The 26,909-nt window shown below is 53.5% G+C and carries 30 protein-coding genes; 18 read left to right on the top strand and 12 right to left on the bottom strand.

Going from position 1 to position 26,909, the window contains the following annotated elements:
* Window positions 1-13 precede the first annotated feature (13 nt).
* Entirely contained in the window at window positions 14-1,042 is a 1,029-nt protein-coding gene (gene tdh / locus CRO19_RS09400; RefSeq protein ID WP_097095596.1) for an L-threonine 3-dehydrogenase, read from the bottom strand.
* Window positions 1,039-2,247 carry a glycine C-acetyltransferase gene (locus CRO19_RS09395; protein WP_097095595.1) on the bottom strand — a complete coding sequence of 403 codons (1,209 nt, stop codon included), beginning with the start codon at window positions 2,245-2,247 and terminating at the stop codon, window positions 1,039-1,041. The genes tdh and CRO19_RS09395 overlap by 4 nt, the downstream gene beginning before the upstream one ends.
* A gap of 231 nt (window positions 2,248-2,478) precedes the next feature.
* Between CRO19_RS09395 and rfaD the strand changes: the two genes are divergently transcribed.
* From rfaD to rfaC, 3 genes are read left to right on the top strand one after another with little or no spacing between them, the layout of a single operon-like run.
* Complete coding sequence (gene rfaD, locus CRO19_RS09390) at window positions 2,479-3,411, top strand: ADP-glyceromanno-heptose 6-epimerase (RefSeq protein ID WP_097095594.1); 933 nt, start codon at window positions 2,479-2,481, stop codon at window positions 3,409-3,411.
* Window positions 3,412-3,428: 17 nt separating this feature from the next.
* Window positions 3,429-4,472: an ADP-heptose--LPS heptosyltransferase RfaF gene (rfaF, locus tag CRO19_RS09385; protein WP_097095593.1), complete on the top strand. Its 1,044-nt coding sequence runs from the start codon at window positions 3,429-3,431 to the stop codon at window positions 4,470-4,472.
* Between the two features lie 2 nt (window positions 4,473-4,474).
* Window positions 4,475-5,443 (top strand): lipopolysaccharide heptosyltransferase RfaC, encoded by a 969-nt coding sequence (rfaC, locus tag CRO19_RS09380; protein WP_097095592.1) that lies wholly within the window; start codon window positions 4,475-4,477, stop codon window positions 5,441-5,443.
* A 19-nt stretch (window positions 5,444-5,462) separates the two neighbouring features.
* On the opposite strand, the gene CRO19_RS09375 is transcribed toward rfaC, so the two are convergent.
* A complete protein-coding gene (locus CRO19_RS09375; RefSeq protein WP_097095591.1) occupies window positions 5,463-6,434 on the bottom strand; it encodes a polysaccharide deacetylase family protein in 972 nt (323 codons plus the stop codon).
* 319 nt (window positions 6,435-6,753) lie between these two features.
* On the opposite strand from CRO19_RS09375, the gene CRO19_RS09370 reads away from it, so the two are divergent.
* The 8 genes from CRO19_RS09370 (at window position 6,754) to coaD (ending at window position 14,926) form a co-directional block, all read left to right on the top strand.
* Window positions 6,754-7,878: a glycosyltransferase gene (locus tag CRO19_RS09370; RefSeq protein WP_097097623.1), complete on the top strand. Its 1,125-nt coding sequence runs from the start codon at window positions 6,754-6,756 to the stop codon at window positions 7,876-7,878.
* A gap of 42 nt (window positions 7,879-7,920) precedes the next feature.
* Complete coding sequence (locus CRO19_RS09365) at window positions 7,921-9,030, top strand: glycosyltransferase family 9 protein (RefSeq protein ID WP_097095590.1); 1,110 nt, start codon at window positions 7,921-7,923, stop codon at window positions 9,028-9,030.
* A complete protein-coding gene (locus CRO19_RS09360) occupies window positions 9,027-10,028 on the top strand; it encodes a glycosyltransferase (protein ID WP_097095589.1) in 1,002 nt (333 codons plus the stop codon). Before CRO19_RS09365 ends, CRO19_RS09360 begins: the two co-directional genes overlap by 4 nt.
* A 73-nt stretch (window positions 10,029-10,101) precedes the next feature.
* Window positions 10,102-11,178: a putative lipopolysaccharide heptosyltransferase III gene (gene rfaQ / locus CRO19_RS09355; protein WP_097095588.1), complete on the top strand. Its 1,077-nt coding sequence runs from the start codon at window positions 10,102-10,104 to the stop codon at window positions 11,176-11,178.
* Window positions 11,171-12,304: a glycosyltransferase family 4 protein gene (locus tag CRO19_RS09350; protein ID WP_097095587.1), complete on the top strand. Its 1,134-nt coding sequence runs from the start codon at window positions 11,171-11,173 to the stop codon at window positions 12,302-12,304. The genes rfaQ and CRO19_RS09350 overlap by 8 nt, the downstream gene beginning before the upstream one ends.
* 85 nt (window positions 12,305-12,389) lie before the next feature.
* Window positions 12,390-13,664 carry a lipid IV(A) 3-deoxy-D-manno-octulosonic acid transferase gene (waaA, locus tag CRO19_RS09345; RefSeq protein ID WP_097095586.1) on the top strand — a complete coding sequence of 425 codons (1,275 nt, stop codon included), beginning with the start codon at window positions 12,390-12,392 and terminating at the stop codon, window positions 13,662-13,664.
* A 3-nt stretch (window positions 13,665-13,667) separates the two neighbouring features.
* Window positions 13,668-14,444 (top strand): glycosyltransferase family 2 protein, encoded by a 777-nt coding sequence (locus tag CRO19_RS09340; protein ID WP_097095585.1) that lies wholly within the window; start codon window positions 13,668-13,670, stop codon window positions 14,442-14,444.
* Window positions 14,441-14,926: a pantetheine-phosphate adenylyltransferase gene (gene coaD, locus CRO19_RS09335; protein ID WP_097095584.1), complete on the top strand. Its 486-nt coding sequence runs from the start codon at window positions 14,441-14,443 to the stop codon at window positions 14,924-14,926. The genes CRO19_RS09340 and coaD overlap by 4 nt, the downstream gene beginning before the upstream one ends.
* A gap of 1 nt (window position 14,927) precedes the next feature.
* Here the strand turns inward: coaD and mutM are convergent, their stop codons facing one another.
* The 4 genes from mutM to radC form a co-directional block, all read right to left on the bottom strand.
* The gene (gene mutM / locus CRO19_RS09330; RefSeq protein ID WP_097095583.1) at window positions 14,928-15,737 is read right to left on the bottom strand and encodes a bifunctional DNA-formamidopyrimidine glycosylase/DNA-(apurinic or apyrimidinic site) lyase; all 810 of its coding nucleotides are present in this window, start codon (window positions 15,735-15,737) and stop codon (window positions 14,928-14,930) included.
* Between the two features lie 69 nt (window positions 15,738-15,806).
* Window positions 15,807-15,974, bottom strand: coding sequence for a 50S ribosomal protein L33 (gene rpmG, locus CRO19_RS09325; protein ID WP_001051798.1), 168 nt, complete (start codon window positions 15,972-15,974; stop codon window positions 15,807-15,809).
* Window positions 15,975-15,985: 11 nt separating this feature from the next.
* Window positions 15,986-16,222: a 50S ribosomal protein L28 gene (gene rpmB, locus CRO19_RS09320; RefSeq protein ID WP_007885297.1), complete on the bottom strand. Its 237-nt coding sequence runs from the start codon at window positions 16,220-16,222 to the stop codon at window positions 15,986-15,988.
* Between the two features lie 243 nt (window positions 16,223-16,465).
* The gene (gene radC / locus CRO19_RS09315; RefSeq protein ID WP_097095582.1) at window positions 16,466-17,122 is read right to left on the bottom strand and encodes a RadC family protein; all 657 of its coding nucleotides are present in this window, start codon (window positions 17,120-17,122) and stop codon (window positions 16,466-16,468) included.
* A gap of 185 nt (window positions 17,123-17,307) precedes the next feature.
* On the opposite strand from radC, the gene coaBC reads away from it, so the two are divergent.
* The 3 genes from coaBC to slmA all read left to right on the top strand — a co-directional run bounded on the left by coaBC (window position 17,308) and on the right by slmA (window position 19,677).
* Window positions 17,308-18,528 (top strand): bifunctional phosphopantothenoylcysteine decarboxylase/phosphopantothenate--cysteine ligase CoaBC, encoded by a 1,221-nt coding sequence (gene coaBC / locus CRO19_RS09310; RefSeq protein WP_097095581.1) that lies wholly within the window; start codon window positions 17,308-17,310, stop codon window positions 18,526-18,528.
* Window positions 18,506-18,964 carry a dUTP diphosphatase gene (gene dut / locus CRO19_RS09305; protein WP_141400235.1) on the top strand — a complete coding sequence of 153 codons (459 nt, stop codon included), beginning with the start codon at window positions 18,506-18,508 and terminating at the stop codon, window positions 18,962-18,964. Before coaBC ends, dut begins: the two co-directional genes overlap by 23 nt.
* 116 nt (window positions 18,965-19,080) lie before the next feature.
* On the top strand, window positions 19,081-19,677 hold the full coding sequence (slmA, locus tag CRO19_RS09300) for a nucleoid occlusion factor SlmA (protein WP_097095579.1): 597 nt from the start codon (window positions 19,081-19,083) through the stop codon (window positions 19,675-19,677).
* 87 nt (window positions 19,678-19,764) lie between these two features.
* Here the strand turns inward: slmA and pyrE are convergent, their stop codons facing one another.
* Both pyrE and rph read right to left on the bottom strand, forming a co-directional pair.
* Window positions 19,765-20,406: an orotate phosphoribosyltransferase gene (gene pyrE, locus CRO19_RS09295; RefSeq protein WP_097095578.1), complete on the bottom strand. Its 642-nt coding sequence runs from the start codon at window positions 20,404-20,406 to the stop codon at window positions 19,765-19,767.
* Between the two features lie 49 nt (window positions 20,407-20,455).
* The gene (gene rph, locus CRO19_RS09290) at window positions 20,456-21,172 is read right to left on the bottom strand and encodes a ribonuclease PH (protein ID WP_097095577.1); all 717 of its coding nucleotides are present in this window, start codon (window positions 21,170-21,172) and stop codon (window positions 20,456-20,458) included.
* Between the two features lie 144 nt (window positions 21,173-21,316).
* On the opposite strand from rph, the gene CRO19_RS09285 reads away from it, so the two are divergent.
* Complete coding sequence (locus CRO19_RS09285) at window positions 21,317-22,501, top strand: NupC/NupG family nucleoside CNT transporter (protein ID WP_097097622.1); 1,185 nt, start codon at window positions 21,317-21,319, stop codon at window positions 22,499-22,501.
* Between the two features lie 71 nt (window positions 22,502-22,572).
* Here CRO19_RS09285 and CRO19_RS09280 read toward each other — a convergent pair whose 3' ends face one another.
* On the bottom strand, window positions 22,573-23,016 hold the full coding sequence (locus CRO19_RS09280; protein ID WP_097095576.1) for a DUF3574 domain-containing protein: 444 nt from the start codon (window positions 23,014-23,016) through the stop codon (window positions 22,573-22,575).
* Between the two features lie 155 nt (window positions 23,017-23,171).
* Here CRO19_RS09280 and CRO19_RS09275 point away from each other — a divergent pair, with 155 nt between their 5' ends.
* From CRO19_RS09275 to CRO19_RS09270, 3 genes are all read left to right on the top strand, one after another.
* Window positions 23,172-24,035, top strand: coding sequence for a YicC/YloC family endoribonuclease (locus CRO19_RS09275; RefSeq protein ID WP_097095575.1), 864 nt, complete (start codon window positions 23,172-23,174; stop codon window positions 24,033-24,035).
* A gap of 247 nt (window positions 24,036-24,282) precedes the next feature.
* A complete protein-coding gene (locus tag CRO19_RS25845) occupies window positions 24,283-24,411 on the top strand; it encodes a DUF3289 family protein (protein ID WP_141400234.1) in 129 nt (42 codons plus the stop codon).
* Window positions 24,398-24,865, top strand: coding sequence for a DUF943 family protein (locus tag CRO19_RS09270; RefSeq protein ID WP_097095574.1), 468 nt, complete (start codon window positions 24,398-24,400; stop codon window positions 24,863-24,865). The genes CRO19_RS25845 and CRO19_RS09270 overlap by 14 nt, the downstream gene beginning before the upstream one ends.
* A 286-nt stretch (window positions 24,866-25,151) precedes the next feature.
* On the opposite strand, the gene CRO19_RS09265 is transcribed toward CRO19_RS09270, so the two are convergent.
* Entirely contained in the window at window positions 25,152-25,667 is a 516-nt protein-coding gene (locus tag CRO19_RS09265; RefSeq protein ID WP_097095573.1) for a hypothetical protein, read from the bottom strand.
* Window positions 25,664-26,515 (bottom strand): transcriptional regulator, encoded by an 852-nt coding sequence (locus tag CRO19_RS09260; RefSeq protein ID WP_097095572.1) that lies wholly within the window; start codon window positions 26,513-26,515, stop codon window positions 25,664-25,666. Before CRO19_RS09260 ends, CRO19_RS09265 begins: the two co-directional genes overlap by 4 nt.
* Window positions 26,516-26,909: the final 394 nt, after the last annotated feature.

Below are 26,909 nucleotides of genomic sequence, written 5' to 3'. Positions count from 1 at the left end.
GCCGGAGAATCGTTTAATCCCAGCTCAACACCACTTTGCCAGATCGACCCGAACGCATCTCATCAAAGCCCTGCTGGAACTCATCAATGTGATAACGATGGGTGATGATAGGCGTAAGATCGAGGCCAGATTGAATCAACGCTGCCATCTTGTACCAGGTTTCAAACATCTCACGCCCATAGATGCCTTTGATGAACAGTCCTTTGAAGATCACCTGATTCCAGTCAATCGACATTTCACCCGGCGGAATACCCAATAGGGCAATGCGGCCGCCGTGGTTCATCACCTCTAACAAGGTGCGGAATGCCGGCGGTGCGCCTGACATTTCCAACCCGACATCAAACCCTTCGGTCATGCCGAGTTCAGCCATCACGTCACGCAGATTCTCCTGCGCTACGTTCACCGCACGCGTTACGCCCATCTTGCGCGCCAGATCGAGGCGATATTCATTGATATCGGTAATCACCACATGACGCGCGCCGACGTGCTTACACACCGCTGCCGCCATAATGCCAATCGGACCGGCACCAGAAATCAGCACGTCTTCGCCGACTAAATCAAACGACAGCGCCGTATGTACCGCGTTGCCAAAGGGATCAAAAATGGCCGCCAGTTCATCAGAGATGTTGTCAGGAATTTTGAAAGCGTTGAACGCCGGAATGACCAGGTATTCGGCGAAGCAGCCCTGACGATTAACGCCCACGCCAACGGTGTTGCGACAGAGATGAGTGCGTCCCGCACGGCAGTTACGGCAATGACCGCAGGTGATGTGGCCTTCACCAGAAACGCGATCGCCAATGGCAAAGCCTTTTACTTCCTGCCCCATTCCCACCACTTCACCCACGTATTCGTGGCCGGTGATCATCGGAACCGGAATGGTTTTGCGCGACCAGTCGTCCCAGTTATAAATGTGCACGTCGGTACCGCAAATAGCGGTTTTACGTATTTTAATCAGCAGATCGTTATGGCCCGGCTCCGGAATCGGCGCGTCTTTGACCATCCAAATACCTTCTTCGGCTTTTAATTTGGCGAGTGCTTTCATTTCCCTGCTCCTGAAATAACGCCCAGCTGCTGACCAATGCGGGTAAAGGCGGCAACAGCGTGTTCCAGCTGAGCCTGGGTATGGCCGGCAGAAATCTGCGTACGAATACGCGCCTGACCTTGCGGCACCACCGGGTAGAAGAAGCCGGTGACGTAGATGCCTTCCTGCTGCAGCAGGTTCGCGAATTGCTGTGCCACTTTGGCATCGCCCAGCATCACCGGAATAATGGCGTGATCGGCTCCAGCCAGGGTGAAGCCTGCCGCGGTCATTTGTTCTCGGAAGAAGCGGGCGTTTTCCCACAGGCGCTGACGTAACCCATCGCCTTCACTCAGCAGTTCCAGCACGCGCAGCGAGGCGGCAACAATTGCCGGTGCCAGCGAATTGGAGAACAGATACGGGCGCGAGCGCTGGCGCAGCCATTCCACCACCTCTTTTTTCGCCGCCACGTAACCGCCAGACGCGCCACCCAGCGCTTTACCCAGCGTGCCGGTAAGGATGTCAACGCGATCTATCACACCACAATATTCGTGCGTGCCGCGTCCGGCCGAACCGACAAAGCCCACCGCATGCGAATCATCCACCATCACCAGTGCATCAAACTCATCGGCCAGGTCGCAAATCCCCTGCAGATTGGCGATCACGCCATCCATAGAAAAGACGCCGTCGGTGGCGATCAGAATGTGGCGCGCGCCCTTGTCGCGAGCTTCCTGCAAGCGCACGCGCAGCTCGCTCATATCATTATTGGCGTAACGATAGCGCTGCGCTTTGCACAGGCGTACGCCGTCAATGATCGATGCGTGATTAAGCGCGTCCGAAATAATCGCGTCTTCCGCGCTGAGCAGCGTTTCAAACAGGCCGCCGTTGGCATCAAAGCAGGACGAGAACAAAATCGCGTCTTCCATGCCGAGGAATGCGGCCAGCTTGTGTTCCAGCTGCTGGTGAATATCCTGCGTGCCGCAAATAAAGCGCACCGAGGCCATACCAAAGCCGTGCGAATCCATGCCGTCTTTCGCCGCCTGGATCAATGCCGGATGATTGGCTAAACCCAAATAGTTATTGGCGCAAAAGTTAATGACGGCTGGGCTGTGAGCGACATTGATTTCCGCCTGCTGTGGCGAGGTAATAGTGCGTTCTTGTTTGAACAATCCGTCCTGACGTGTTGTCTCAAGCTGTTGGCGGATTTGCGAATAAAACTGACCGGACATGATTCTGCTCCTTAGATAGCAAAATTTTGGCACATATTACTGATCGAAAAGCAAAGACACGATATTTCAGCCAGCAATATCTCGGTTTTGCAGCATAGTTCACGCTGCGAACAGGATTTGTGCAGCGCTTACGGAGTCATCTGGCTGCCTGCGTCTGGTTGAAATGTTATGATGGTAGGTATTCGTGGCTGAAACCTCCTGTTTCACCCTAACTCTTTAAAGGCAAAGCATATGATTATCGTAACCGGTGGCGCTGGCATGATTGGCAGCAACATTGTTAAAGCGCTGAACGATCGCGGTCTTACCGACATTTTGGTGGTGGATAATCTGAAGGATGGCACCAAATTCGTGAATCTGGCCGATCTGGACATCGCTGATTACATGGATAAAGAGGAGTTCCTCAGCTATATCATGTCCGGCGAAGATCTGGGCCCTATCGAAGCCGTGTTCCACGAAGGTGCGTGCTCCGCGACCACCGAATGGGATGGCAAGTACATGATGGACAACAACTATCAGTACTCGAAAGATCTGCTTCACTTCTGTCTTGAGCGTGAAATCCCGTTCCTGTATGCCTCTTCCGCCGCGACCTACGGTGGCCGCAATGAAAACTTCATTGAAGAGCGCCAATACGAGCAGCCGCTGAACGTCTATGGCTACTCGAAAATGTTGTTCGATCACTATGTGCGCCAGATTCTGCCAGAAGCCGAATCACCGGTGTGCGGTTTCCGCTACTTCAACGTGTATGGTCCGCGCGAAGGCCACAAAGGCAGCATGGCGAGCGTGGCCTTCCATCTCAACACGCAGATCAGCAACGATGAAAATCCAAAGCTGTTTGAAGGCAGCGACGCTTTCCGCCGCGACTTCATCCATGTTGATGACGTGGTCGCCGTGAATCTGTGGTGCTGGGAGAACGGCGTTTCTGGTATCTACAACTGCGGTACCGGCCGCGCTGAATCTTTCCAGGAAGTGGCGGATGCGGTGCTGAACTTCCACCAGAAGGGCCAGATTGAGTACATTCCCTTCCCTGACAAGCTGAAAGGCCGCTATCAGGCATTCACTCAAGCCGATCTGACCAATCTGCGAGCGGCCGGTTACGACAAGCCGTTTAAAACCGTGGCGCAAGGCGTGGGCGAATATATGGCCTGGCTGAATCGTAACGCATAAGGAAACCGGCACCAGCGATGAAAATTCTGGTTATTGGCCCATCATGGGTCGGCGATATGATGATGTCGCAAAGTCTCTATCGCACGCTCAAGACGGAACATCCTGACGCGGTAATCGATGTAATGGCCCCAGCCTGGTGCCGCCCTTTGCTGTCGCGTATGCCGGAAGTGAATCAGGCACTGGCGATGCCGCTCGGTCATGGCGCTCTGGCGTTAGGTGAGCGTCGACGCCTTGGGAAAACGCTGCAGGCGAGCGGTTACGATCGCGCCTATGTGTTGCCGAACTCCTTTAAATCCGCGCTGGTGCCCTTCTTCGCCGGCATCAAGCGTCGCACCGGCTGGCGCGGCGAGATGCGTTATGGCGTGTTAAATGATCTCCGCGTGCTGGATAAAGCCGCGTTTCCGTTGATGGTTGAGCGCTATGTGGCGCTCGGCTATGACAAGCCTATCGCCTCGGCGCAGCAGCTGCCGCAGCCTTTGTTGTGGCCGCAGCTGCGCGTGGATGACGACGAAAAACGCATGACGGCGGCACAGTTTGCGCTGTCAGCCGATCGTCCAGCAATTGGCTTTTGCCCGGGTGCAGAGTTTGGTCCGGCCAAACGCTGGCCACATTATCACTATGCCGCGCTGGCAGAACAGCTGATCGGCGAAGGCTATCAGGTGGTGCTGTTTGGTTCGGCAAAGGATCGCGAAACCGGCGATACCATTGTACAAACGCTGTCAGAACCAGCGCGTGCGCACTGCAAGAATCTGGCCGGCGATACGCAACTGGAACAGGCGGTGATTTTGCTGGCCAACTGCACGGCAGTGGTTAGTAATGATTCGGGCTTAATGCATATTGCGGCGGCTCTTAACCGTCCGCTGGTGGCGCTATATGGCCCAAGCAGCCCGGATTTCACCCCGCCGTTGTCCCATCAGGCGCGCATTATTCGCTTGATCACCGGTTATCACAAAGTCCGCAAAGGGGATGCCGATCAAGGCTATCACCAAAGCCTGATTGATATTCAACCGGCGCGAGTTCATCAGGAGCTTAGCGCGCTGTTGCATCCGGTGCAGGAGTAAAGATGCACGTTTTGATAGTAAAAACCTCCTCAATGGGAGACGTGCTGCATACGCTTCCGGCGCTCACCGATGCGATGCAGGCCATTCCAGGCATTCGCTTTGATTGGGTGGTGGAGGAGAACTTCGCCCAGATTCCAGGCTGGCATCCGGCGGTGGATAAAGTGCTCCCCGTCGCGATTCGCCGCTGGCGCAAACACTGGTTTGGCAGCCAGCAGCGCGAAGAGCGCGTGCGCTTCAAACGCGATCTGCAATCGCGCGACTATGATGTGGTGCTGGATGCGCAAGGCCTCATCAAAAGCGCCGCGCTGGTGACGCGCCTGGCAAAAGGGGTGAAGCACGGTCAGGATAGCCGCAGTGCGCGCGAGCCTTTCGCCAGCTGGTGGTATGACAAGCGTCATGAAATCGACAAGCAGCAGCATGCCGTGGAACGTACGCGCGAGCTGTTTGCCAAAAGCCTCGGCTATGAAAAACCGGCTACGCAGGGTGATTATGCCATTGCCGGTCATTTCCTGACGTCACTTCCGGCGGAGAGCAGCCCTTATCTGGTGTTTCTGCATGCGACCACGCGTGACAACAAACACTGGCCGGAATCGCACTGGCGCGAGTTAATCGAATTAATGCAACCTACGGGCCTGCGCGTGAAGTTGCCGTGGGGCGCAGAGCACGAGCATCAGCGCGCGCAGCGTCTGGCGGAAGGCTTCTCACATGTTGAAGTGTTAGCCAAATTAACCCTCGAGCAGGTCGCGCAGCAATTAGCGGGCGCGCGCGCGGTGGTATCGGTGGATACCGGCTTAAGCCATCTGACCGCGGCGCTGGATCGGCCCAATATCACCTTATACGGCCCAACCGATCCGGGACTCATTGGTGGATATGGGAAAAATCAGTATGTGCTGCGCCCTGCACAAGGCCACAGCATGGCAGATATCCAGGCAAAGGATGTCGCGGCAATGATGAAAGAAATCGCGGTATAGAGGTATACCGCGTCTTGATTCAGCTCGGCTGGCGATCGCGCTTTAATAACGCATATTCTGTTAGCGTCATGCCCTGGGTACGTGACTGGAGCCAGCTGAAAAGCTGCTCTAAATCATCATAAAGACGTTCAATATCAGCCTCATTTTTAAACGTGGGGCTGCCATCCGGCATGAATTCGGAAGAGTGCAGCATAAATTCAACGTAGTCATTTCCACGCCTGAGCGTCTGCTCAGCCACCTGCTTCATCTGCGCCACATTGCCACCAACCGGCCGCAGCCAGTTGACTGAATGGCCGCGTTTCTTGCCGCGAATGTCATTCCACACTTTTTTTAACTGATTGGTCAGCGCACCGTAGCGATATTCGATGCTCATCGGCAGCTCTAAAAGCCCGCTGTCGCACTCTTTGGAAATATCATTCGCATCAAGATAATAAGCGTGGTCGGGAAAGTGGCGATAATCGGTGCCGCCTTTGCCCTGAGGCGCGCCAGAAGAGGTACGCCAGTCAACGCGCGGTGTGACGGAACAATCAACCAAATAACCGTGGTCGAGCAGTGCGCGCGCATAGATTTCATTGAAAGCCCAGCGTCCAGCGCGGTGGCTGGTCATCTTCTGCTGAAAGGCCGTTTCCAGTAAATCTGTCATGAAAGCGACTTTTTCACGCAGCACATCTTCAGGATATTCAATTAAATAGGGCTGATAGCGCCAATCATCATCCGTTAGCGCATAGTCTGGCGGGCTATACCATGCGTGCAGATGCATGCCGATTTCACCCTGCCCCCGCGCCAGCAGATCGCGGCCAAACTCTACATAAGCGGGATCGCTCGCCATTTCAAAATTGGTTAGCCAGGTTGGTTTAAAACCGTATTTCTCACATAACGACTGAAAACGCGGCAGGAATCGAACATTATGCGTGGTAACCTTGCCGCTGCGATTGCGCCAGAGGTTATCCCCTTCAGTATCGAGAGTGATTAAAAACGCAGGCTTATCCATAACTTATCCGATAAAATGAGCAATTTCTCGTCGTTATGGTACGCAAGCCCGGGAATGAGGGCAAACATTTCATCGGACAGGCGCGGCGATAAGTGTGTAGCAGTATAAGCACGGTTAAACTAGAGTGAATTAAACTACATAAGGTTCAGAATACGCTGGGTACTCAGCTAAAATGCCCTGCGAATTTATTTAATACCAAACACATCTAATAAATTGATTTATCTTATATTCAGTCCTGTTTTTAGCGGGGATGATAGTTTTTGTATCATTAAAAACAGGCTGGCGATTAGGAGTAACGAATTTGTCAAAGCGCATTCTGATGGTGATTGATGGCCTGCCGGGAGGAGGGGCCGAAAAAGTCGTCCTGACGCTGGCAGAAGGTTTTATAAGTCAGGGACATCGGGTGTCGCTTTTTTCATTGCGTAAGGTGTGTGATTACCCCATTCCATCCGGCGTTGATTATCAGACCATCATTGATAGCAGCTCTCGTCCCTGGCGTAAGTTGACTGAAACTTATCGTCGAGCGCATCTCCTTGACGCCGCCGTGCGTGCAAGCGAAGCAACGCACGGAAAATTTGACCTGGTTCTTTCACATCTACACAAAACCGATCGCATTGTGCGGCGCGCGCACGCGCTGGATACGAATAAAACCTGGTATTGTCTGCATGGCGTATTCTCAGCCTCGTACCTTAAGCGTAAATCAGGATTCTCGCTGTGGCTTAAACGGCTCAAAATACGCCTGACTTATCAAGGCAAACAATTGATTGGTGTTTCACAATACGTCATTGATGATGTTGTTCAGAATATTGGCGTAAAGCCCAGCAAAACGCGTGTGATAGTCAACCCCTTCGATTTCAATCTTATTAGTCGCCTTGCCGCCGAACCCTGCCCCATGGCCGGCAGTGATTTCGTCCTGCACGTCGGGCGTTTTCATGAAACAAAACGCCACGATCGCTTGCTGGACGCCTATGCTATGAGTGGTATCAGCGCTCCCTTAGTGTTATTGGGTCAGGGAAGTGAAAAAATCACGGAAAAATTACGTCAGCAAACCGCTGATTTAGGTATTGCTGAGCGCGTGCGCTTCGAAGGCTTTCACGCCAATCCTTACCCGTGGATTCGCCACGCACGTCTGTTAGTGCTTAGTTCAGATAGCGAAGGATTCGGTAATGTGCTGGTAGAAGCCCTGAGCTGCGGCACTTCCATCGTCAGTACACGTTGCCCTGGTGGCCCGGCGTCGATAATGAGCGGTGACCTTGCGCGTGGGCTTGCTGAATTAAATGCGCAGTCACTGGCGGAAAAAATGCGCGAAATTTATGCGAACCCGCCAGAGTTGCAACATCTGGACTTAAGCATTTATAGTCTCAACGTGGTTTGTCAGCACTATTTGCAACTGGCTGAAGCGGCAAAACCCTCATATTCACATACTCAGCACGTTTCAGGTTAAACAGGTCCCCATGTCGGTGTGGCCGAACATGGGGATAGATCGTTGACGTATACCATTCTCTTCATTCTTTTTTTACCGGTGAAATGGTTGATGAAAATCTTCCATGCCAGGACCGGTAAAAATCTCGTGATTCAAACAGCGAAGATTGGTGATTTTATTAACATCACTCCGCTATTAACCCATTTGGGAAAAAGCGATGCGCTGCTAAGCCATAGCGTAGCGGCTCTGGCGACGCGTGACAGCACGCTAGAAAATATCTGGTACATCGAAGATCATCGTTCAGGACTGATTAAGAAATTCAAATTAATATGGTTATTACTTAATCGTTACGACAATATCTATCTGCTGCATCCAACCAATCTCAATCTATTTATTGCCTCTTGCTGTAACGCCAGTAACAAGCAATTTCTTTCCAGCTATCGTCGCCGAAGCTATCAGAAGCTTTTTTACCTCACCGCTTCAGGTGTCGTGCAGCACGAAAAAAATACGCTCACGTTGGAAAATTATTTAAAGCTCGCCGATCGTTCTTTTACTAAAGAGAGCTATCCGAAACATGCGACACAACCGCTTTGGCAACCTCACGCGCTGCCTGCAGAAATTTTCCAGCATGATGGGATCCGAATTGGTATCAGTATCACCGCCGGTAACCAGGCGAAAACGATTCCTCCGCTGATTTGGCAGCGACTGTTTGACCATCTCAGCGATTTGCCCTGTCAGTTCTTTGCCTTTGGCGCACCGAATGAACAATCACGTCTACAAGAGCTGTATAAAGTTGTCGGCGCGCGTGAGAATGTGATCAGTTTGGTAGGTAAAGTGCCGTTAGAAGACGTTCCCGCCGTTATCAACGAGATGGATTTCTATATCGCGTCTGATTCGGGGAACGTTTATATTGCCGATGCGCAGCATGTTCCCATTATTTTGATTTACGGTCCTTGCTGTGTAGAAGAACAGCGCCCTCTTGGCGATGTCTTGCTGATTGGCCCAAATCATATTGCGCCTTCATCATTTGTTTTCGCAGCGCAGTACAAATTTAAGCATCCCACTGAACAGCTGTTTGAACTGGATCAGCGGAAGCTGGACGATATTCATGATTTTATTACCGCGAGGCAGCAACAACGCCTGGCGCGACGGAAGAACACAAAAACAGCATGACAATGCCCCCTGCTCAATCTGCCCCTTTACTCAGCCTTATCATTCCCATGTTCAATGCGGGCAGCGATTTCACTGTCTGCATGCAGGCGCTGCTGGCACAAACGCTTAGCGACATGGAAATCATCGTTGTCGATGACGGATCTACCGACGGCTCCGGCGAGCGTGCCGACGCCTATGCACAACAGCACCACCATGTGCGCGTTGTTCATCAAGCCAACGGGGGCGTGTCTCGCGCCCGCAATGCCGGACTGGCCGTCGCGCGTGGTAAGTACGTGTCATTCCCGGATGCTGACGACACCATGGACCCGGCGATGTATCAAACCCTGGTCGAAATGGCAGAGCGCGATAATCTCGACGTCGCGCAGTGCAATGCGGAGTGGTTCTTTAAGGCCAGTCAACAGGTCAAGCCGCTGATTCCCCGCGATCGCCTCACCAGCACCGGCGTGCTTAGCGGCCCTGAATGGCTCAATAAGGCACTGCAAACGCGGCGCTACATGCACGTGGTATGGCTGGGGATTTATCGCCGTGAACTGATCGAGCAGCTGCAGCTCTATTTTGAACCCGGCCTGCATCATCAGGATATCCCCTGGACCACCGAGCTGATGCTTAACGCTAAACGCGTGCGCTACACCGATCAAATCTTCTATCGCTACCACATGCACGATGCGTCAATCAGCAATCGTAAGCGCACCGGCCAGCGCAACGTTGAGTATCAGCGCCATTACCTGAAAATTGCGCGATTGCTGGAAGAGATTAACGTGCGCTATCGCGATAAAGTGAAAATCTATCCGTCATTTCACGCCCAGATTACGCATGAGGCGCTCAGCGTCTGCCACTGCATTCGTCGCGAACCCGAAGAGAGTGCGCGTCTGGCGATGATTGAAGACCTGTTTGCCACACAAACGCATAAACGCATGCTGCGTAACGCACGCGGCCTGCGGCAATGGTATCAACTGCTGTTGTGGCTGAGTCGGATTTATCGCTGGCGTAAGAAATAAGCGCTGCACCCGGCTTTCACGCTTTTGGGGTTTGCCCTACAATCAGCTGACTGAATTCTGAGATCATTTGAGTATGGCAAGCCCGATTCCAGACCCATTTACACCGAAAAATATTCTATTGATCAAGCTGCGCCATCACGGCGATATGCTGCTGACCACACCCGCTATCAATGCGCTTCGCCAGCGCTATCCGCAGGCCAATATCGACGTTCTGCTGTATAAAGAGACCCGTCCGATGCTGGAAGCGCATCCGGCCATTCGCCAGTTACACTTTATCGATCGCAACTGGAAGAAAGAGGGCGGCTGGCAGAAATTCCGTCACGAAATGCGCCTGATTTCTGCGGTACGCGCCTGCCATTATGACCTCGTGATCAACCTCGCCGATCAGTGGCGCAGCGCCATTATTACCGGCCTTTCCGGCGCCAACGTGCGTATCGGTTTTGCTTTTCACAAGCGCGACAATGTTTTATGGCGCCGAATGCACAATCAGTTGGTTAGCACCGCCAATCATAACCAGCTGCATACGGTTGAACAGAATATGGCGGCGCTGACGCCGCTCGGTATCAGCGCCGCGGGCGCGAAAGCCTCAATGCACTTCAGCGCGGCCGATTGGCAAAAGGTGCAGGACATGCTGGCACAGCACGCGGTCAGCGCGCCTTTTATTGTGGTGCAACCCACTTCTCGCTGGCAGTTTAAATGCTGGGAAGATGACAAAGTCGCACAGGTGATCGATGCGCTCACCGCTGAAGGCCGTACCGTGGTGCTTACCGCAGGACCAGACCAGAAAGAGCTGGCGATGATCGCCAATATTCAGTCGCTGTGCCGCAGCCACAATGTGGTGTCGCTGGCGGGTCAACTCTCCTTGCCGCAATTGGCCGCACTCATCAATGCGGCGCAGCTGTTTATCGGCGTGGATTCTGCTCCCATGCACATGGCCGCTGCGCTGGAAACCCCCTGCCTTGCGCTGTTTGGCCCAACTAAGCTGCAACACTGGCGCCCGTGGGGCGAGAACAACCGCGTGATTTGGGCCGGCGATTATGGGCCGCTGCCGTCGCCAGACGCAATCGATACCAATACCCAACAGCGCTACCTTTCTGCTATTCCCGTTGAGGATGTGGTCGCTGCCGCCAGGAGTTTTTTGCATGAGTAAGTTACGCCTGGCGATAGTCCGGCAGAAATATCGTCCCGACGGCGGCGCCGAGCGCTTTATCTCACGTGCGCTGGAAGCACTGGATAGCGAACAGCTCGATCTCAACATTATCACCCGCAGCTGGCAGGGCACGCCGAATCCGGCCTGGCATCTGCACATCTGTAATCCGGCGAAATTCGGCCGCATCTCGCGCGAACGGGGTTTTGCCCGCGCCGCCCGGGCATGCTGGGAACGTGAGAAGTTCGATATTGTGCAGAGCCACGAACGCATTGCCGGCTGCGATATCTTCCGCGCGGGAGATGGCGTGCATCGCGTATGGCTGGAACAGCGCGCGCGTATTGTATCGCCGTGGCAACGTTTGAGCGCCAGCCTCAGCCCTTACCATCGCTACGTATTGCAGGCGGAAGCCGAGATGTTCAATGCGCCTGCGTTGAAGGCGGTGATCTGTAATTCCGAGATGGTGAAGCAGGATATTTTGCGGCACTTCACGCTCGATGCCAGCAAGATTCATGTGATTCACAATGCGATTGATAGCCAGCGTTTCCAGCCCGCCAGCGAAACATTGCGCCACACAGCACGTCAGCAGCTCAACCTGCCGCACGATGCCACAGTGATGATTTATGTCGGTTCGGGCTTTGAGCGCAAAGGACTTAAGGCCGCGATTGAGGCGGTAGCGAAAAGCGATCGCTATCTGGTGGTGGTTGGCCAGGATAAGCACCTGTCGCGTTATCAGCAGTTAGCGAATCAGCTTAACTGCCTGGATCGAATGCGTTTTGTTGGCGTGCAGCAGGATGTACAGCCGTTTTACCATGCCGCTGACGCGCTGCTGCTGCCCACGCTTTATGACCCCTTTCCCAATGTGGTGCTGGAAGCAATGGCCTGCGGCCTGGCGGTGATCACCAGCACCGGCTGCGGTGGCGCTGAATTTATCACTGCAGGCCAGGAAGGTTTTGTTTGTGATGCGTTAGATATCAAAGCGTTAAACGAAGCCGTAATCGCCACGCCAGCACTTTCACACAATTCTGCCATGGGTGAAGCCGCACGACGTAGAATTGAACCTTTTGGTCCGCAGCGACTGGCGCTGGCGCTGACTTCACTTTATCAGCAAGTGCTGCAGAGCCGCTGACGAAGTGGTATGAGCAGGCGGCTAGTTTCTGATAACATGCCGCCTTTCATCTGTTTTTTGACGCGATTCTGTCGTAACGGTAACTATGACGACTCTATACACAGCCTTGCTCTATCTGATTCAGCCACTCATCTGGCTGCGCCTGTGGCTGCGCGGTCGAAAAGCACCGGCCTATCGTAAGCGCTGGGCAGAACGCTACGGCTACTGCGCTGGAAAAGTACTGCCGCACGGTATTGTGCTGCACTCCGTATCCGTCGGCGAAACGCTGGCGGCGGTGCCGCTGGTGCGCGCGCTGCGCCACCGCTATCCCACTTTACCGATCACCGTCACCACCATGACGCCAACCGGCTCCGAGCGCGCGCAATCAGCATTTGGCAAAGATGTGCACCACGTTTATCTGCCATATGATCTGCCTGGCTCCATTAATCGCTTCCTTGATAACGTCAATCCACGGCTGGTGATCATTATGGAAACCGAGCTGTGGCCAAACATCATCCGTATTTTGCATCAGCGCCAAATCCCGCTGGTGATTGCCAATGCGCGCTTGTCTGAGCGTTCAGCCAAAGGCTACAAAAAGCTCGGCGGCTTTATGCGCGATTTGCTGCAACGTATCACGCTGATTGCTGCGCAAAACGCTGAAGATGGCGACCGTTTCCTTAGCCTTGGCCTGAAACGTTCGCATCTTACCGTCACCGGCAGTCTCAAATTTGATATCTCGGTCACGCCGGAATTGGCGGCCAAAGCGGTGACGCTGCGTCGTCAGTGGGCATCGCGTCGCCCGGTATGGATCGCCACCAGCACCCACGAAGGCGAAGAGGCGATTGTGCTCGATGCCCATCGTCGTCTGCTGCAGCAGTTTCCCGATCTACTGCTGATTTTGGTGCCGCGCCATCCAGAGCGTTTCAAAGATGCCTGTGACCTGGCGCAAAAACGTGGCTTCAGTTTTATCTTACGCAGCAGCGGTGAAATTCCATCAAGCTCCACCCAGGTCGTGATTGGCGACACCATGGGTGAATTGATGATGCTGTACGGCATTGCTGACCTCGCCTTTGTTGGCGGCAGTTTAGTGGAGCGCGGCGGGCACAATCCGCTCGAACCGGCCGCACACGCGATCCCCGTGCTGATGGGTCCGCACATCTGGAACTTCAAAGATATTTGCGCCAAGTTGCAGCAGGCCGAAGGTTTGATTACCGTTACTGACGTGGTGTCGTTACAAAAAGAGGTCGCTAACCTGCTGCAGGATGACGATTATCGCCGCTATTACGGTCGCCATGCCGTGGAAGTGCTGCATCAGAATCAGGGCGCCTTACAGCGTCTGCTACAGTTACTCGAACCTCACTTACCGCCGCGAGCACACTAACTCATGTCGCAACGCCAACGCCTCTCTGTGGTGATGATCGCCAAAAATGAAGCTGAGCTGCTGCCAGAGGCGCTGACCTCCGTTAGCTGGGCGGATGAGATTGTGGTGCTGGACTCCGGCAGTTCAGACCACACCGCACAAGTCGCGCGGGAGCATGGCGCACAGGTGTACCAGGCTGAAGGCTGGGATGGATTTGGCAAACAGCGCCAGCGCGCGCAGGCACATGCCAACGGCGATATGATTTTGATGATCGATGCTGATGAGCGGGTGACGCCAGAACTGCGTCGTGCCATTGAACAGGTTTTAGCTCAACCGCCGTCAGACACCGTTTACAGCCTGGGGCGCAGCAACCTGTTTCTCGGTCGCTTTATGCGCCACAGCGGTTGGTATCCCGACCGCGTGATGCGCCTCTACCCGCGCAAGCTGAATTACAACGACAACCTGGTACATGAATCGCTGGAGACGCAGGGCGCGCCGGTGGTGACGTTGCCGGGCGACCTGCAACATCTTACCTGCCGCGATCTCATCGCTTTCCAGCGCAAGCAAATGAACTATGCCGAAGCCTGGGCGCAAGAGCGTTTCCAGCGCGGCAAACGCTGCGGCTCGTTCTCTATCTTTAGCCATACGCTCGGCGCGTTTGTGAAAACGCTGCTGCTGCGCGCCGGTTTCCTTGATGGCAAACAGGGCTGGATTCTGGCGGTAGTGAACGCGCAATACACCTTCAACAAATACTCGGCGCTCTGGGCGCTGCATCACACCTCAACAAAAGGCCGCGTATGAGCACCAAAGCGATTTATCCCGGCACCTTTGATCCTTTCACCTTGGGTCATCTGGATATTGTGACGCGCGCGGCGCAGATGTTTGACCGCATCGTGGTGGCGATTGCCGCCAGCCCGAGCAAGAAACCGCTGTTCAGGCTGGATGAGCGTGTGGATATGGCGCGCCAGGTAACGGCACATTTGCCCAATGTGGACGTCGTGGGTTTCAGCGATTTGATGGCGAACTTTGCGCAAGCGCAGAACGCCAACGTGCTGGTGCGCGGGTTGCGTGCGGTTTCCGATTTCGAATATGAGCTGCAGCTGGCGCAGATGAACCGTCATCTGTTGCCCACCCTTGAAAGCGTATTTCTGATGCCGTCCGAGGGCTTCTCGTTCGTCTCTTCTTCGCTGGTAAAAGAAGTGGCGCGCCATGCCGGTGACGTGCAGGCATTCCTGCCTGCCGTGGTGCACAAGGCTTTACTGGCGCGACTGGCGCAGCCTTAACTCAGTGCTGGCAGCGTGGACACCAGAAGGTGCTGCGCTGGCCATGCTTGCCGCTGACAATCGGCGTACCACAGGCGCGGCAAGGTTCTCCGGTGCGGCCATAAACCTGCAACTCCTGCGCGAAATAGCCGGGTTTACCATCCGTTTGCAGGAAATCGCGCAGCGTAGTGCCACCCTGCTCAATCGAGCGCAGCAATACGGCTTTGATGGTATTCACCAGCAGCTCGGCCTCTTCCTGACTCAAACTCATCGCCGGACGATCGGGTAAGATCCCGGCGGTAAACAGCGATTCGCTGGCGTAGATGTTACCGACGCCAACCACCACTTTGTTATCCATCAGCCACTGTTTGATCAGCGTGCGTTTGCCGCGTGACTTTTCAAACAGATAAGCGCCATCAAATTCGCTGCTTAACGGTTCCGGACCGAGATGCGCCAGCACGCTGCTGCCGGCCAGATCGCTGCTCCACAGCCAGGCGCCAAAACGCCGCGGATCGGTGTAGCGCAGCACTTTGCCGTTGCTCATCACCAAATCGACGTGATCGTGTTTGGCTGCGGGCTGTTCGCCGGGCAGCACGCGCAGGCTACCGGACATGCCGAGGTGAATGATGATCCAGCCATGTGGCAGCTCCAGCAGCAGGTATTTGGCGCGACGCTGCACGCTTAATACCGGTTGGTCGCTCAGCGCATGGATTTCATGCGAGACCGGCCAGCGCAAACGGGAATTGCGCACCACCGCATGCAGAATGGTGGCACCCACCATATGGGGTTCAATACCGCGTCGACTGGTTTCTACCTCAGGTAATTCAGGCATCTCATCTCCTCAACGAATCGCAGAAACAAAAAACCCGGCCGAAGCCGGGTTTTTCTAAGAACACTAAAATTACTTAATTTTAGCTTCTTTGTAGATCACGTGCTGACGTACAACCGGATCGAACTTTTTCAGTTCTAATTTCTCTGGTTTAGTACGTTTGTTCTTCGTGGTGGTATAGAAGTGACCTGTACCAGCAGAGGAAACCAGCTTGATCTTCTCACGAATACCTTTAGCCATGATTCAGTTCCTTAGTACTTCTCACCACGGGCGCGGATTTCGGTCAGAACCGTATCGATGCCCTTTTTATCAATAACACGCATACCTTTAGCAGATACACGCAGAGTAACGAAGCGCTTTTCGCTCTCAACCCAGAAACGGTGAGAGTGCAGGTTCGGCAGGAAACGGCGTTTCGTCGCGTTCATTGCGTGGGAACGGTTGTTACCCGTTACCGGACGCTTTCCAGTTACCTGGCAGACTCGTGACATTTCTATTCTCCAAAAATCAAATCAGCTCGAGCTTTAAAAACTAGGTTTTGGCCGCCTCGTCAGGCCTTAGCCCGCCCAGGCGAGTTCCATGTGAACCCGCTAAGCTGGCCCAAACGCCAAACCCGAGATTCTCAAAGGTGGCGTAGTATACGCCGCTCAGCCTGAGTGCTCAAGTCCCGAACAGATAAAGATCCCTCTGGATCGCGCAAAAATGCCTCATTTCTGTTCAATTGAATCGATGAATTACAACCAACCCCGCTCAGCGAAAGAGGTAAACTCGCCGTGACCGATCACCAGATGATCAAGTAAACGGATATTGAGCAGCGCGCAGGCCTGGCCAATTTTCGCGGTAATATCGCGATCGGCCCGGCTCGGTTCAGCGACGCCCGAGGGGTGATTGTGCGCCAGAATCACCGCCGCAGCGTTAAGCTTCAAGGCTTCGCGCACAATTTCACGCGGATGCACCTCCACGCTGGCAATCGAACCCGAAAACATCTTTTGTGCCTGCAACACGCGATGCTGATTATCCAGAAACAGCGCCATAAACACTTCTCGTTCCTGATGGGCCAGCACGCTTTGTAGGTAATGGCGCGTCACCTGCGGATTTTCCATCACATTTTCCCGCGCCAGCTGGCTGGCAAAAAAGCGTCGCCCCAATTCAGCGATGGCGTAAAGCTGCGTCATCTTGGCGCTGCCCACACCTTTAATTTGCCCCAGCTCCTCTTTGCTGGCGGTCATAATGCGATACAGCGAACCAAACTCGTTCAGCATCTGATGCGCCAGCAGCAGCACGCTGGTGCCGCGCGTACCGGTGCGCAAAAAAATCGCCAACAGCTCAGCATCATTCAGCCTTTCCGCGCCTATTAACAGTAGCTTTTCCCGTGGTGCCAGTTCCGTCATGACATTGCTCTCCCTGCGTTGCGGCGATTCTGCGCGTCTGCCGCACGGCGCGCCAGCAAGCAAAACGGAATTTCAGAGCCGGCTCGCAAAGGCCGCAGGCAGTGAAAAGGCGCGTTGCGGATTTTGTGATAAAGTTGCCTGCATCTGCCGCCTGTGACGCGGCAATCTGCTTTGAGGCGAAGAACATGATGGGATTAGCCGGAAAGAAAATTCTGCTGGGCGTCAGCGGCGGCATTGCGGCCTATAAAGCGCCAGAACTGGTGCGTCGGCTGCGCGATCGCGGCGCAGACGTCCGCGTAATGATGACCGAAGCGGCCAAAGCCTTTATTACGCCGCTTAGCTTACAAGCCGTTTCCGGGTATCCGGTATTTGATGACCTGCTCGACCCCGCTGCAGAAGCCGCGATGGGGCATATTGAACTGGCAAAATGGGCCGATTTGATTGTGCTAGCACCTGCAACAGCCGATTTAATTGCCCGCGTCACCGCCGGTATGGCGAACGATTTGGTCACCACCGCGTGCCTGGCAAGCGATGCGCCTCTCGCCATCGTTCCTGCTATGAATCAGCAGATGTACCGCGCGGCCATCACGCAAGAGAACCTGCTGCGTCTGCAGCAACGCGGCGTGCTGATTTGGGGTCCCGACAGCGGCAGCCAGGCGTGCGGCGACATCGGTCCTGGCCGTATGCTCGACCCGCTGGCGATTGTTGCCCACGCGCTGGAATGGGCTGCGCCCGTCAACGATCTGCAACATCTCAACATTATGATCACCGCCGGCCCAACGCGTGAAGCGCTGGATCCGGTGCGATATATCAGCAACCACAGCTCCGGTAAGATGGGCTTTGCCATTGCCGCCGCTGCGGCAAAACGCGGCGCGAATGTGACGCTGGTTGCCGGTCCGGTTGCGCTGCCAACGCCAGCGGGCGTACAGCGCGTAGATGTTGATAGCGCACTGGAAATGGAAGCCGCGGTGATGGCGCAAATCCAGCAACAACATATTTTCATTGCCAGCGCAGCCGTGGCAGACTACCGGGCGGCGACGATTGCCGCAGAGAAAATCAAAAAACAGGGTGGCGACGATAGCGTCACGCTGCAGTTGGTGAAGAACCCCGATATTGTCGCGGGCGTGGCGGCGCTGCAGGAACATCGCCCTTACGTTGTGGGATTTGCTGCCGAAACCCAGAATGTGGAAGAATACGCGCGGCAAAAACGGGTGCGAAAAAACCTGGATCTGATTTGTGCCAACGACGTGGCGCAGGCGGGTCAGGGATTCAATAGCGACACCAATGCTCTTCACCTTTTTTGGCAGGAGGGAGAAAAAGTCTTACCGCTCAGTGATAAGACGCTCCTTGGCCAACAATTAATAGACGAGATTGTCAGCCGTTATGATGAAAAAAATCGACGTTAAAATTCTTGATGCACGCGTAGGCAATGAATTCCCGCTGCCAACGTATGCAACCTCTGGCTCCGCAGGTCTCGATTTGCGCGCCTGTCTGGATGACGCACTGGAAATCGCGCCGGGCATGACCACGCTGGTGCCCACAGGCCTGGCCATTCACATTGCCGATGCCAGCCTTGCAGCGGTGATTTTGCCGCGTTCTGGCCTTGGCCATAAACATGGCATCGTGCTGGGTAACCTGGTGGGTTTAATCGACTCCGATTATCAGGGCCAGCTGATGGTTTCCGTCTGGAACCGCGGCCAGGACAGCTTCACTCTGCAGCCAGGCGACCGTTTAGCACAGCTGGTTTTCGTGCCAGTTGTGCAGGCGGAATTTAACCTGGTGGACGATTTTGACACCAGCGACCGCGGCGCGGGCGGCTTCGGTCACTCAGGCCGTCAGTAACACGCGACACTTTTCGCTTAGCCATCTTTTTATTTCTTGTCGCCACAGGCCGCTTTGTCTGTGGCAGATGAGGCAGTATTGCCTGTTTTTGGTGAATTTCAGGGGTGTTGAAGGTCATGGCAGAAAAAAAAGTCGCGAAACGGAATCGTCGCGAAGAGATTTTGCAGGCGCTGGCGCAAATGCTGGAGTCGAGCGATGGCAGTCAGCGCATCACCACCGCCAAGCTGGCAGCCAATGTAGGCGTTTCGGAAGCGGCATTGTACCGCCACTTTCCCAGCAAAACGCGCATGTTCGATAGCCTCATTGAGTTTATTGAAGACAGTCTGATTACCCGCATCAATTTGATCCTGAAAGACGAAAAAGAGACGCTGACGCGACTGCGTTTAATCGTGCAGCTGATTTTGGGATTTGGTGAGCGTAATCCAGGGCTGACGCGTATTTTGACCGGCCACGCGCTGATGTTTGAACAGGATCGCCTGCAGGGGCGGATCAATCAGCTGTTTGAGCGCATTGAAGTGCAGCTGCGTCAGGTGATGCGCGAAAAGAAAATGCGTGATGGAGAAGGTTTCCAGAACGACGAAACGCTACTGGCGAGCCAGCTGCTGGCGTTCTGTGAGGGACTGCTGTCGCGCTATGTGCGTTCCGAATTCCGCTTTCGTCCAACCGCTGATTTCGATAGCCGCTGGCCGTTGATGGCTGCGCAGCTGGTTTAAAACATCAGGTCGGCATCAATGCCGACCTGATGTCGTAGGGTTGCCATTCATGGCAACCTCATAACGAACCGCACAATTGTCTGGTGGTTAAATCCCATACTCTTTGCGATACGCGCGTACTTTCGCCAGATGGTCGGCCATCTCCGGCTTCTCTTCCAGATAATCAATCAGCTCGGCCAGCGTGATAATCGCAGTGACTTTGCACTTGTAATCGCGCTCGACTTCCTGAATCGCTGAAATATCGCCGCGACCACGTTCCTGACGATCCAGCGAAATCAATACGCCCGCTAACGTGGCGTTGTGCGCGCTGATGATATCCATTGATTCACGGATCGCTGTGCCAGCGGTGATCACATCATCCACCAACATCACTTTGCCCTGCAGCGGGCTGCCCACCAGCAAACCACCTTCGCCGTGATCTTTGGCTTCTTTACGGTTGAAGCAGTAAGGCACGTCGCGCTCGTGATGATCGGCCAGCGCCACTGCGGTGGTGGTGGCAATCGGAATGCCTTTATACGCTGGGCCAAACAGCAGGTCGAAATCAACGCCGCCATCCACCAGCGCCTGCGCATAGAAACGTCCCAGCAGCGCTAAATCACGGCCGGTATTAAACAGGCCGGCGTTAAAGAAATAGGGACTTTTACGCCCCGATTTTAGGGTGAACTCTCCAAACTTCAGCACCCCTTTGTTCAGGGCGAATTCAATAAACTGACGCTGCCAGGCTTTCATTTCTCACTCCTCAAATAAAGAAAAGGCGACTCTATGGTCGCCTGTTACATCAATTGGTTAGCGCCGCTTTCTGCGCCTGAATCAACTGCTCAATGCCGCCTCGCGCCAGCGCCAGCAGCTGCAGTAATTCGTCGTGGCTGAACGGCTCGCCTTCAGCGGTGCCCTGCACTTCAATCATGCGGCCATCTTCGGTCATCACCACGTTCATGTCGGTTTCTGCGGCGGAATCTTCGACATACTCCAGATCGCACAGCGCTTCACCGCCGACGATGCCAACGGAAATCGCCGCTACCATGCCTTTCAGCGGGCTGGCTTTCAGTTTGCCTGCCGCAACCAATGCGTTTAACGCATCAGCCAGCGCCACGCAGGCACCGGTAATAGAGGCGGTGCGGGTGCCGCCATCGGCCTGAATCACATCGCAATCCAGAGTAATGGTGAACTCACCCAGCGCCTGCAAATCGACGGCGGCACGCAGTGAACGGGCGATCAGACGCTGAATCTCCAGCGTACGTCCGCCCTGTTTGCCCTTGGCGGCTTCACGCGCCATACGGCTGTGGGTGGAACGCGGTAGCATGCCATATTCCGCGGTAATCCACCCCTGACCTTTGCCTTTGAGGAAACGCGGCACGCTTTCTTCGACGGTTGCGGTGCACAGCACTTTGGTTTCGCCGAACTCAACGAGCACAGAGCCTTCTGCGTGTTTGGTGTAGTGACGAGTAAGGGTGACGGGACGTGTTTCTGCTGCACTACGGCCTGCTGGACGCATGGTTTCTCTCCGGCTTGCTTGGGTTTGGCTGCGCATTATACGGACTTCATCTCCGGCTGTCCTGCCCGCGATCGGCACAATCCTGGATGAAATTCCGCGGCGGCTGTGGCTAAATGCGCGTTTCCTCCCTTAAAAAGATAAATGATGATAGCGATACTGCATTTCCTGCTGGCGCTGGTGGTGATCTTTGCCCTTGCGCTGTTGGTCAGCCATGACCGTAAACGGATTCGTCCACGCTTTATTATTCAACTGTTGGTCGTTGAAGCCGCGCTGGGTTGGTTCTTCCTTCACTCAGCGGGCGGGCAATCGGTGGTTACCGCGGTGGGCGGCTTCTTCGAGACCTTATTAACCTTTGCGGCACAAGGCACTAACTTTGTGTTTGGCAATATGGCGAATCAGGGCCTGGCATTCATCTTCCTTGGCGTGCTCTGCCCCATCGTGTTTATTTCTGCGCTGATCGGTATTTTGCAGCACTGGCGTATTTTGCCGCTGCTGATTCGGCTGGTCGGCACCCTGCTGTCGAAAGTGAACGGAATGGGCAAGCTGGAATCCTTTAACGCCGTCAGCACGCTGATTCTTGGCCAGTCTGAAAACTTTATCGCGTATAAAGGCATTCTCGGCGATATCTCCGCACCGCGTATGTACACCATGGCGGCCACGGCGATGTCGACGGTTTCACTGTCGATTGTTGGCGCTTATATGTCGATGATTGACGCGAAATATGTGGTTGCGGCGTTGCTGCTCAACATGTTCAGCACCTTTATTATTCTTTCGATCATTAACCCGACGCGTCCGGAGAACGAAGAACATATCGCGCTGGATAAGCTGCACGAAGATCAGAGTTTCTTTGAGATGCTGGGCGAATACATTCTCGCCGGCTTTAAAGTGGCGATGATCATCCTGGCAATGCTGATTGGCTTTATCGCGCTGATTGCGGCTATCAATGCGCTGTTTGCCACGGTATTTGGCTACAGTTTCCAGCAGCTGCTCGGTTACGTTTTCTATCCGTTTGCCTGGCTGGTGGGGATTCCGTCCGCCGATGCGCTACAGGCGGCAAGTATTATGGCTACCAAGCTGGTGGCGAACGAGTTTGTGGCGATGATTGAGCTGAAGAAAGTGGCAGCGGAGATGACGCCGCGCGGTCTGGGGATTCTGTCGGTGTTCCTGGTGTCGTTTGCTAACTTCGCTTCGATTGGCATTGTTGCCGGTGCCATTAAAGGCCTGAACGAGAAACAGGGCAACGTGGTCTCACGATTTGGCTGGAAGCTGGTTTATGGCTCCACGCTGGTGAGTTTGCTCTCCGCCGCATTCGCTGGGCTGTTTATCTGATGTTTTTGGGTGCGCAGCAATGCGCACCCTACCAAAGCCTCGCGATATAAATGTCGGGTCAAGCTCAACCGTTAAAACGCCACGCATACCAGTGAATCAACGCGCATCACGGATTCCTGCTCAAAGCGCTTTTTGTAGACCTCACGCAATCCATTAATACTGTCAGAACTGCTGCGATCTGCGTTGTGAATCAGCATCAGCGCTTTACTGTTTTCCCGCGCCAGCTTGCCGTTATCGCCCAGCCATTGCCCTTTGGCATCGTAGACTGATAATCCATCTTTGAAGCGCGGCGTGACGTCGTTATCCACGAACTGCTGCCATTCAAGGTTACTCACGGTGCCACCTTTCGGTTTATTCATGCCAAACCACAGCGTGGTTTGCATCATCACGTCACCAGAACCGCACACCGCCACCGGTGCCGTATTCGGCGGGATCTGCTGATGCGAGGTAACAGGCGTCTGACATCCAGCCAGCAGTAACGTCAATAAAGCAGGGAGAGCCACGGAGCGGAACATCACGAATCCTCAAAAGTGAACGAGGGCTAAGCATAAAGGCGCGTTGCGAAAAGCGGTAATATTTTGTTATTCAAGCTTAAGTGCGCTTATGCCTGTTAGCCTCGAGCCGGCCTCGCTATACTTCACCCAACATTTCTGAAAATGAGAAGACGACTATGATCCGCAGTATGACCGCTTACGCCCGCCGCGAAGCCAAAGGCCACTGGGGCAGCGCCGCGTGGGAACTTCGTTCTGTTAACCAGCGCTATCTGGAAACCTACATCCGTCTGCCGGAACAATTTCGTGGTCTGGAGCCGGTAATCCGCGAGCGCATCCGCAACCGTTTGACGCGCGGTAAAATTGAGTGCTACCTGCGCTACGACGCCGATGCCAGCGCGCAAGGCGAATTACAGCTGAATGAATCGCTGGCCAAACAGCTGGTGCAGGCCGCCAACTGGGTAAAAATGCAAAGCGATGAGGGCGCGATCAACCCGCTGGATATTCTGCGCTGGCCTGGCGTGATGTCCGCGCAGGAGCAAGATCTGGATGCGATTAACGCCGAACTGCTGGTAGCGCTGGATGGCGCATTAGATGATTTTATCGAAGCGCGCGAAAGTGAAGGCACCGCGCTGAAAGCGATGATAGAACAGCGCCTGGAAGGCGTATCGCAAGAAGTCAGCAAAGTGCGCGCGCAGATGCCGGAAGTGATCAAATGGCAGCGCGAGCGCCTGGTGACCAAACTGGCAGAAGCCGAAGTACAGCTGGAAAATAATCGCCTGGAGCAAGAGCTGGTGATGATGGCGCAGCGTATCGATGTGGCGGAAGAGCTGGATCGTCTGGATGCGCACGTTAAAGAGACCTACAACATCCTGAAGAAGAAAGAAGCCGTTGGCCGCCGCCTCGATTTCATGATGCAGGAGTTTAACCGTGAATCGAACACGCTGGCGTCGAAGTCTATCAACGCCGAGATCACCGCATCAGCGATTGAGTTGAAGGTGCTGATCGAACAGATGCGCGAACAGATTCAGAATATTGAGTAACACTGCCGTGGCATGAATTAGCCGAAAGCTAAAAAGCTCGCTCAGCGCGGGCTTTTTTTATTTGCACGCTATCCTGGATGTTAAGAGCAAATCGGCACCCTGAAATGTTTCACTGTGACTCCTTACTCAAAATCGACCAAACGAGGGCGAACAGAAAGCAAGCAGTTTATATACTTCTGCTCGTCTCTACGCATGAATTGCACTGGAGACCATATAGGACGATTGAATACACAAGGAGTGTAAAACGATGGCCGCACTGCAATTTCCCTGCACAATATTTACTACGCAAAAAAGAATGGACGACTATGGCGCCAGCGATATGTCCGGCCCTTACCGGTATATTGAAATTACTGGAGCCCGTAATGAAAGCCAGTAAAAAAAGGCTTCTATGGGTACTGATACTGCTTCCAGCTATTCTGACATCTTATGTCTTCTGGCTATCTCAGCGCTCGGTAGAAATTGTTGGCGTCCATCAGAATGGTAACCACAGCTATATTTTAGTAAAGAACTTTCCCTTTAGTGATCGAGGGAAGATAAGCTGGTGGTTAGAAAATAAAGATATGCTTAGAGTTAAGTATAAGATACCCAAGCCTGCAACATATGGATCTTACACTATTATTTTCTGGTTATTTGGTGAGGGCTATAAAGAAGAAGGTAAATATGACAGGCTCTGTTTTAATGATATGCCCCCGCCGAAAAACTGCATAGAGAAGGAAGCCATTTTTGCGGTAGAAAAAAGCACAAATTTGGGGACGATTTTCACCGTCTATAATGGTGGCGACTATCGATTAAATAATAAAGGAACCGTCGTTGAAGTTCACCGTAAATAAAATCGATTTTTCGGTATTGATTGAATACAACGCAGCAAACGCGCTGTGTTGCTTTATCCAGGCCCAACGGCCTAATGCCGCTCAAATAAGCATATATTCCGTAGCGGCGCGATTTATCGCGCAATAAATTATGTTTATATGCAGGTGCGCATGAATGCGCACCCTACGAAAAACCAGCTAAATAGATGTAGGGGAGCCATTCATGGCGACCGATTAACCTTAACTGACAAGCATTGCGCAATAAATTGCGCCGCTACAGTTCGTGCGCGCTATATCTGAAAGGTTCTCACTTATCCAACGTAGAGCACATGGCGCGCGGGAACTGGCTGCTCCCTGCGGCATAACCTCCGCGATTGATTTTAACGATCATGCCAAACGAGGTGTGGCCCACTTTGAAGCCGGGATAGACATATTTTTCCGCATCGGCATCGCTGATTTCATCTCCCTGAATACGGCTCGAAGTGAGAGTGGTGGATTTGAGCATGCCCGGTAACAGTTGATATGAGAACTCCATGGCGCGATGAATGGATTGCTTCTTCAACACCTTACCTTGTCCATCCAGGTGAAAAAGGTGCCCAACATACGTTCCCACGCCATTTCCGCTCTGATAATACGTTAGCTGCATGCTGCCTTCAGAAGCCACCGCTGCTTCGCCCGTTGCACTGATGTATTTAAAGCCAAAGCGTGATTCGCAATGATACGGATAGCTGATTACCGAAAGGGTATAAACCCGTTCAACGATCCACGGCGCAAGCGCGATAAAAAAGGTAATCCCCAGCAGCCAGACTCGCTTATGCATCATGTTCCTTCCTGGATAGAGGTGTAAGCTTCGCAACCCTTCGCGTGCTGCTGTATCTCCTCGCGACAGAGAAAATAGCTAAAAACATCAGGGTTGTAGGAGCCGTTGATATAGATGAAATGCACCTCGCCCTCGAGTATGCGATGAAACCACTCATCACTCTCTAGCTGCTTAAGGGCATTCGCAAGATAGTCATTTTGCGTATCGATACTCTGGTTATAGAAGACCTGCAGCTGGTTTAAACGCGTCACCAGCGGCAGATAATGCACGGTGTGATATTGGGTGAAAATCTGCTGTACGGTGCTTTTATTGACGACCCAGAACAGTGAAAAACTGACAAGCACGACAATGGCTGATAGCAAAGCAAGGCGCATGCGCCCCATCAGACGCGATGTTGGCTGGCGGGAAGGCGCCGCACGATAGCGTTCCTGGCGTGATGATTTTGCCATGTCATGAGTTTCGTCCTCTTCGGCCATGGCGCTGATTTCTGACAAACCTGTCGACGTCGCGACTCCCGCGCATTCAATGCTGAACATGCGCGAGATCTTATAGCCCAGCCGCGGAACCGTCATGATCAACTCGCCGTTCAGCTCCAGCTCTTTCAGCACTTTGCGCAGTTGGGTCACCGCCTGATTTAAGCTGTTCTCACTGACAATGTGTCCCATTGCGCCCCATCCGGCATAAATTAACTGCTCGCGACTCACGGGCTCACCCGCTGATTCAATTAATGCCACCAGGCAACGTGCCGCTGCGGCGCTGATGGGGATATTAGGCTGCGCGCTGCCTAAGCCCGCTAACGACGGCATATCCGTATTAAAGGCAACCTTGCTTTCAATGATGTAAACAGACATCTCGATTTCCCGTGAAAATACCGCCACTCATAAATAAATGCCGCTATGAAAGCGATGCATAGCGATTCATAACGCTCAGCTAACCTATTGAAAACGATCCTTTTTCAATAAAAATCAGCACTCTTTTTCATCCTTCACCCCCGTTACGCTTAAACAGGCGCTGCGTCTTTTATTAATCATTATTAATTAGCGATGAAGCGGATGAAAACTTATGCAAAATAATGACTGATTTGGATGAATGATAATATTGAAAGCCAAAAAGCGGCTTATTCGAGACTGTTCTTAAATTTTTGTCATTAAGAAATTAAAGGCCGCCACCTTTCTTAGCAAATAATAAACAAACCATTAACCCACTTTATATGAAACCCTTTATAGCACAATGAGTTAACTTCTT

The sequence above is a fragment of the Candidatus Pantoea floridensis genome (assembly GCF_900215435.1).
Lineage (GTDB): Bacteria > Pseudomonadota > Gammaproteobacteria > Enterobacterales > Enterobacteriaceae > Pantoea > Pantoea floridensis.
This window is presented reverse-complemented; position numbering and strand designations above follow the sequence as displayed.

Excerpts from the sequence above, each read along its gene's own strand:
- tdh (WP_097095596.1), bottom strand. The coding sequence starts at position 1,042 with ATGAAAGCACTCGCCAAATTAAAAGCCGAAGAAGGTATTTGGATGGTC.
- CRO19_RS09395 (WP_097095595.1), bottom strand. The coding sequence starts at position 2,247 with ATGTCCGGTCAGTTTTATTCGCAAATCCGCCAACAGCTTGAGACAACA.
- rfaD (WP_097095594.1), top strand. The coding sequence starts at position 2,479 with ATGATTATCGTAACCGGTGGCGCTGGCATGATTGGCAGCAACATTGTT.
- rfaF (WP_097095593.1), top strand. The coding sequence starts at position 3,429 with ATGAAAATTCTGGTTATTGGCCCATCATGGGTCGGCGATATGATGATG.
- rfaC (WP_097095592.1), top strand. The coding sequence starts at position 4,475 with ATGCACGTTTTGATAGTAAAAACCTCCTCAATGGGAGACGTGCTGCAT.
- CRO19_RS09375 (WP_097095591.1), bottom strand. The coding sequence starts at position 6,434 with ATGGATAAGCCTGCGTTTTTAATCACTCTCGATACTGAAGGGGATAAC.
- CRO19_RS09370 (WP_097097623.1), top strand. The coding sequence starts at position 6,754 with ATGGTGATTGATGGCCTGCCGGGAGGAGGGGCCGAAAAAGTCGTCCTG.
- CRO19_RS09360 (WP_097095589.1), top strand. The coding sequence starts at position 9,027 with ATGACAATGCCCCCTGCTCAATCTGCCCCTTTACTCAGCCTTATCATT.
- rfaQ (WP_097095588.1), top strand. The coding sequence starts at position 10,102 with ATGGCAAGCCCGATTCCAGACCCATTTACACCGAAAAATATTCTATTG.
- CRO19_RS09350 (WP_097095587.1), top strand. The coding sequence starts at position 11,171 with ATGAGTAAGTTACGCCTGGCGATAGTCCGGCAGAAATATCGTCCCGAC.
- waaA (WP_097095586.1), top strand. The coding sequence starts at position 12,390 with ATGACGACTCTATACACAGCCTTGCTCTATCTGATTCAGCCACTCATC.
- CRO19_RS09340 (WP_097095585.1), top strand. The coding sequence starts at position 13,668 with ATGTCGCAACGCCAACGCCTCTCTGTGGTGATGATCGCCAAAAATGAA.
- coaD (WP_097095584.1), top strand. The coding sequence starts at position 14,441 with ATGAGCACCAAAGCGATTTATCCCGGCACCTTTGATCCTTTCACCTTG.
- mutM (WP_097095583.1), bottom strand. The coding sequence starts at position 15,737 with ATGCCTGAATTACCTGAGGTAGAAACCAGTCGACGCGGTATTGAACCC.
- rpmG (WP_001051798.1), bottom strand. The coding sequence starts at position 15,974 with ATGGCTAAAGGTATTCGTGAGAAGATCAAGCTGGTTTCCTCTGCTGGT.
- rpmB (WP_007885297.1), bottom strand. The coding sequence starts at position 16,222 with ATGTCACGAGTCTGCCAGGTAACTGGAAAGCGTCCGGTAACGGGTAAC.
- radC (WP_097095582.1), bottom strand. The coding sequence starts at position 17,122 with ATGACGGAACTGGCACCACGGGAAAAGCTACTGTTAATAGGCGCGGAA.
- coaBC (WP_097095581.1), top strand. The coding sequence starts at position 17,308 with ATGATGGGATTAGCCGGAAAGAAAATTCTGCTGGGCGTCAGCGGCGGC.
- dut (WP_141400235.1), top strand. The coding sequence starts at position 18,506 with ATGATGAAAAAAATCGACGTTAAAATTCTTGATGCACGCGTAGGCAAT.
- slmA (WP_097095579.1), top strand. The coding sequence starts at position 19,081 with ATGGCAGAAAAAAAAGTCGCGAAACGGAATCGTCGCGAAGAGATTTTG.
- pyrE (WP_097095578.1), bottom strand. The coding sequence starts at position 20,406 with ATGAAAGCCTGGCAGCGTCAGTTTATTGAATTCGCCCTGAACAAAGGG.
- rph (WP_097095577.1), bottom strand. The coding sequence starts at position 21,172 with ATGCGTCCAGCAGGCCGTAGTGCAGCAGAAACACGTCCCGTCACCCTT.
- CRO19_RS09285 (WP_097097622.1), top strand. The coding sequence starts at position 21,317 with ATGATAGCGATACTGCATTTCCTGCTGGCGCTGGTGGTGATCTTTGCC.
- CRO19_RS09280 (WP_097095576.1), bottom strand. The coding sequence starts at position 23,016 with ATGTTCCGCTCCGTGGCTCTCCCTGCTTTATTGACGTTACTGCTGGCT.
- CRO19_RS09275 (WP_097095575.1), top strand. The coding sequence starts at position 23,172 with ATGATCCGCAGTATGACCGCTTACGCCCGCCGCGAAGCCAAAGGCCAC.
- CRO19_RS25845 (WP_141400234.1), top strand. The coding sequence starts at position 24,283 with ATGGCCGCACTGCAATTTCCCTGCACAATATTTACTACGCAAAAAAGA.
- CRO19_RS09270 (WP_097095574.1), top strand. The coding sequence starts at position 24,398 with ATGAAAGCCAGTAAAAAAAGGCTTCTATGGGTACTGATACTGCTTCCA.
- CRO19_RS09265 (WP_097095573.1), bottom strand. The coding sequence starts at position 25,667 with ATGATGCATAAGCGAGTCTGGCTGCTGGGGATTACCTTTTTTATCGCG.
- CRO19_RS09260 (WP_097095572.1), bottom strand. The coding sequence starts at position 26,515 with ATGTCTGTTTACATCATTGAAAGCAAGGTTGCCTTTAATACGGATATG.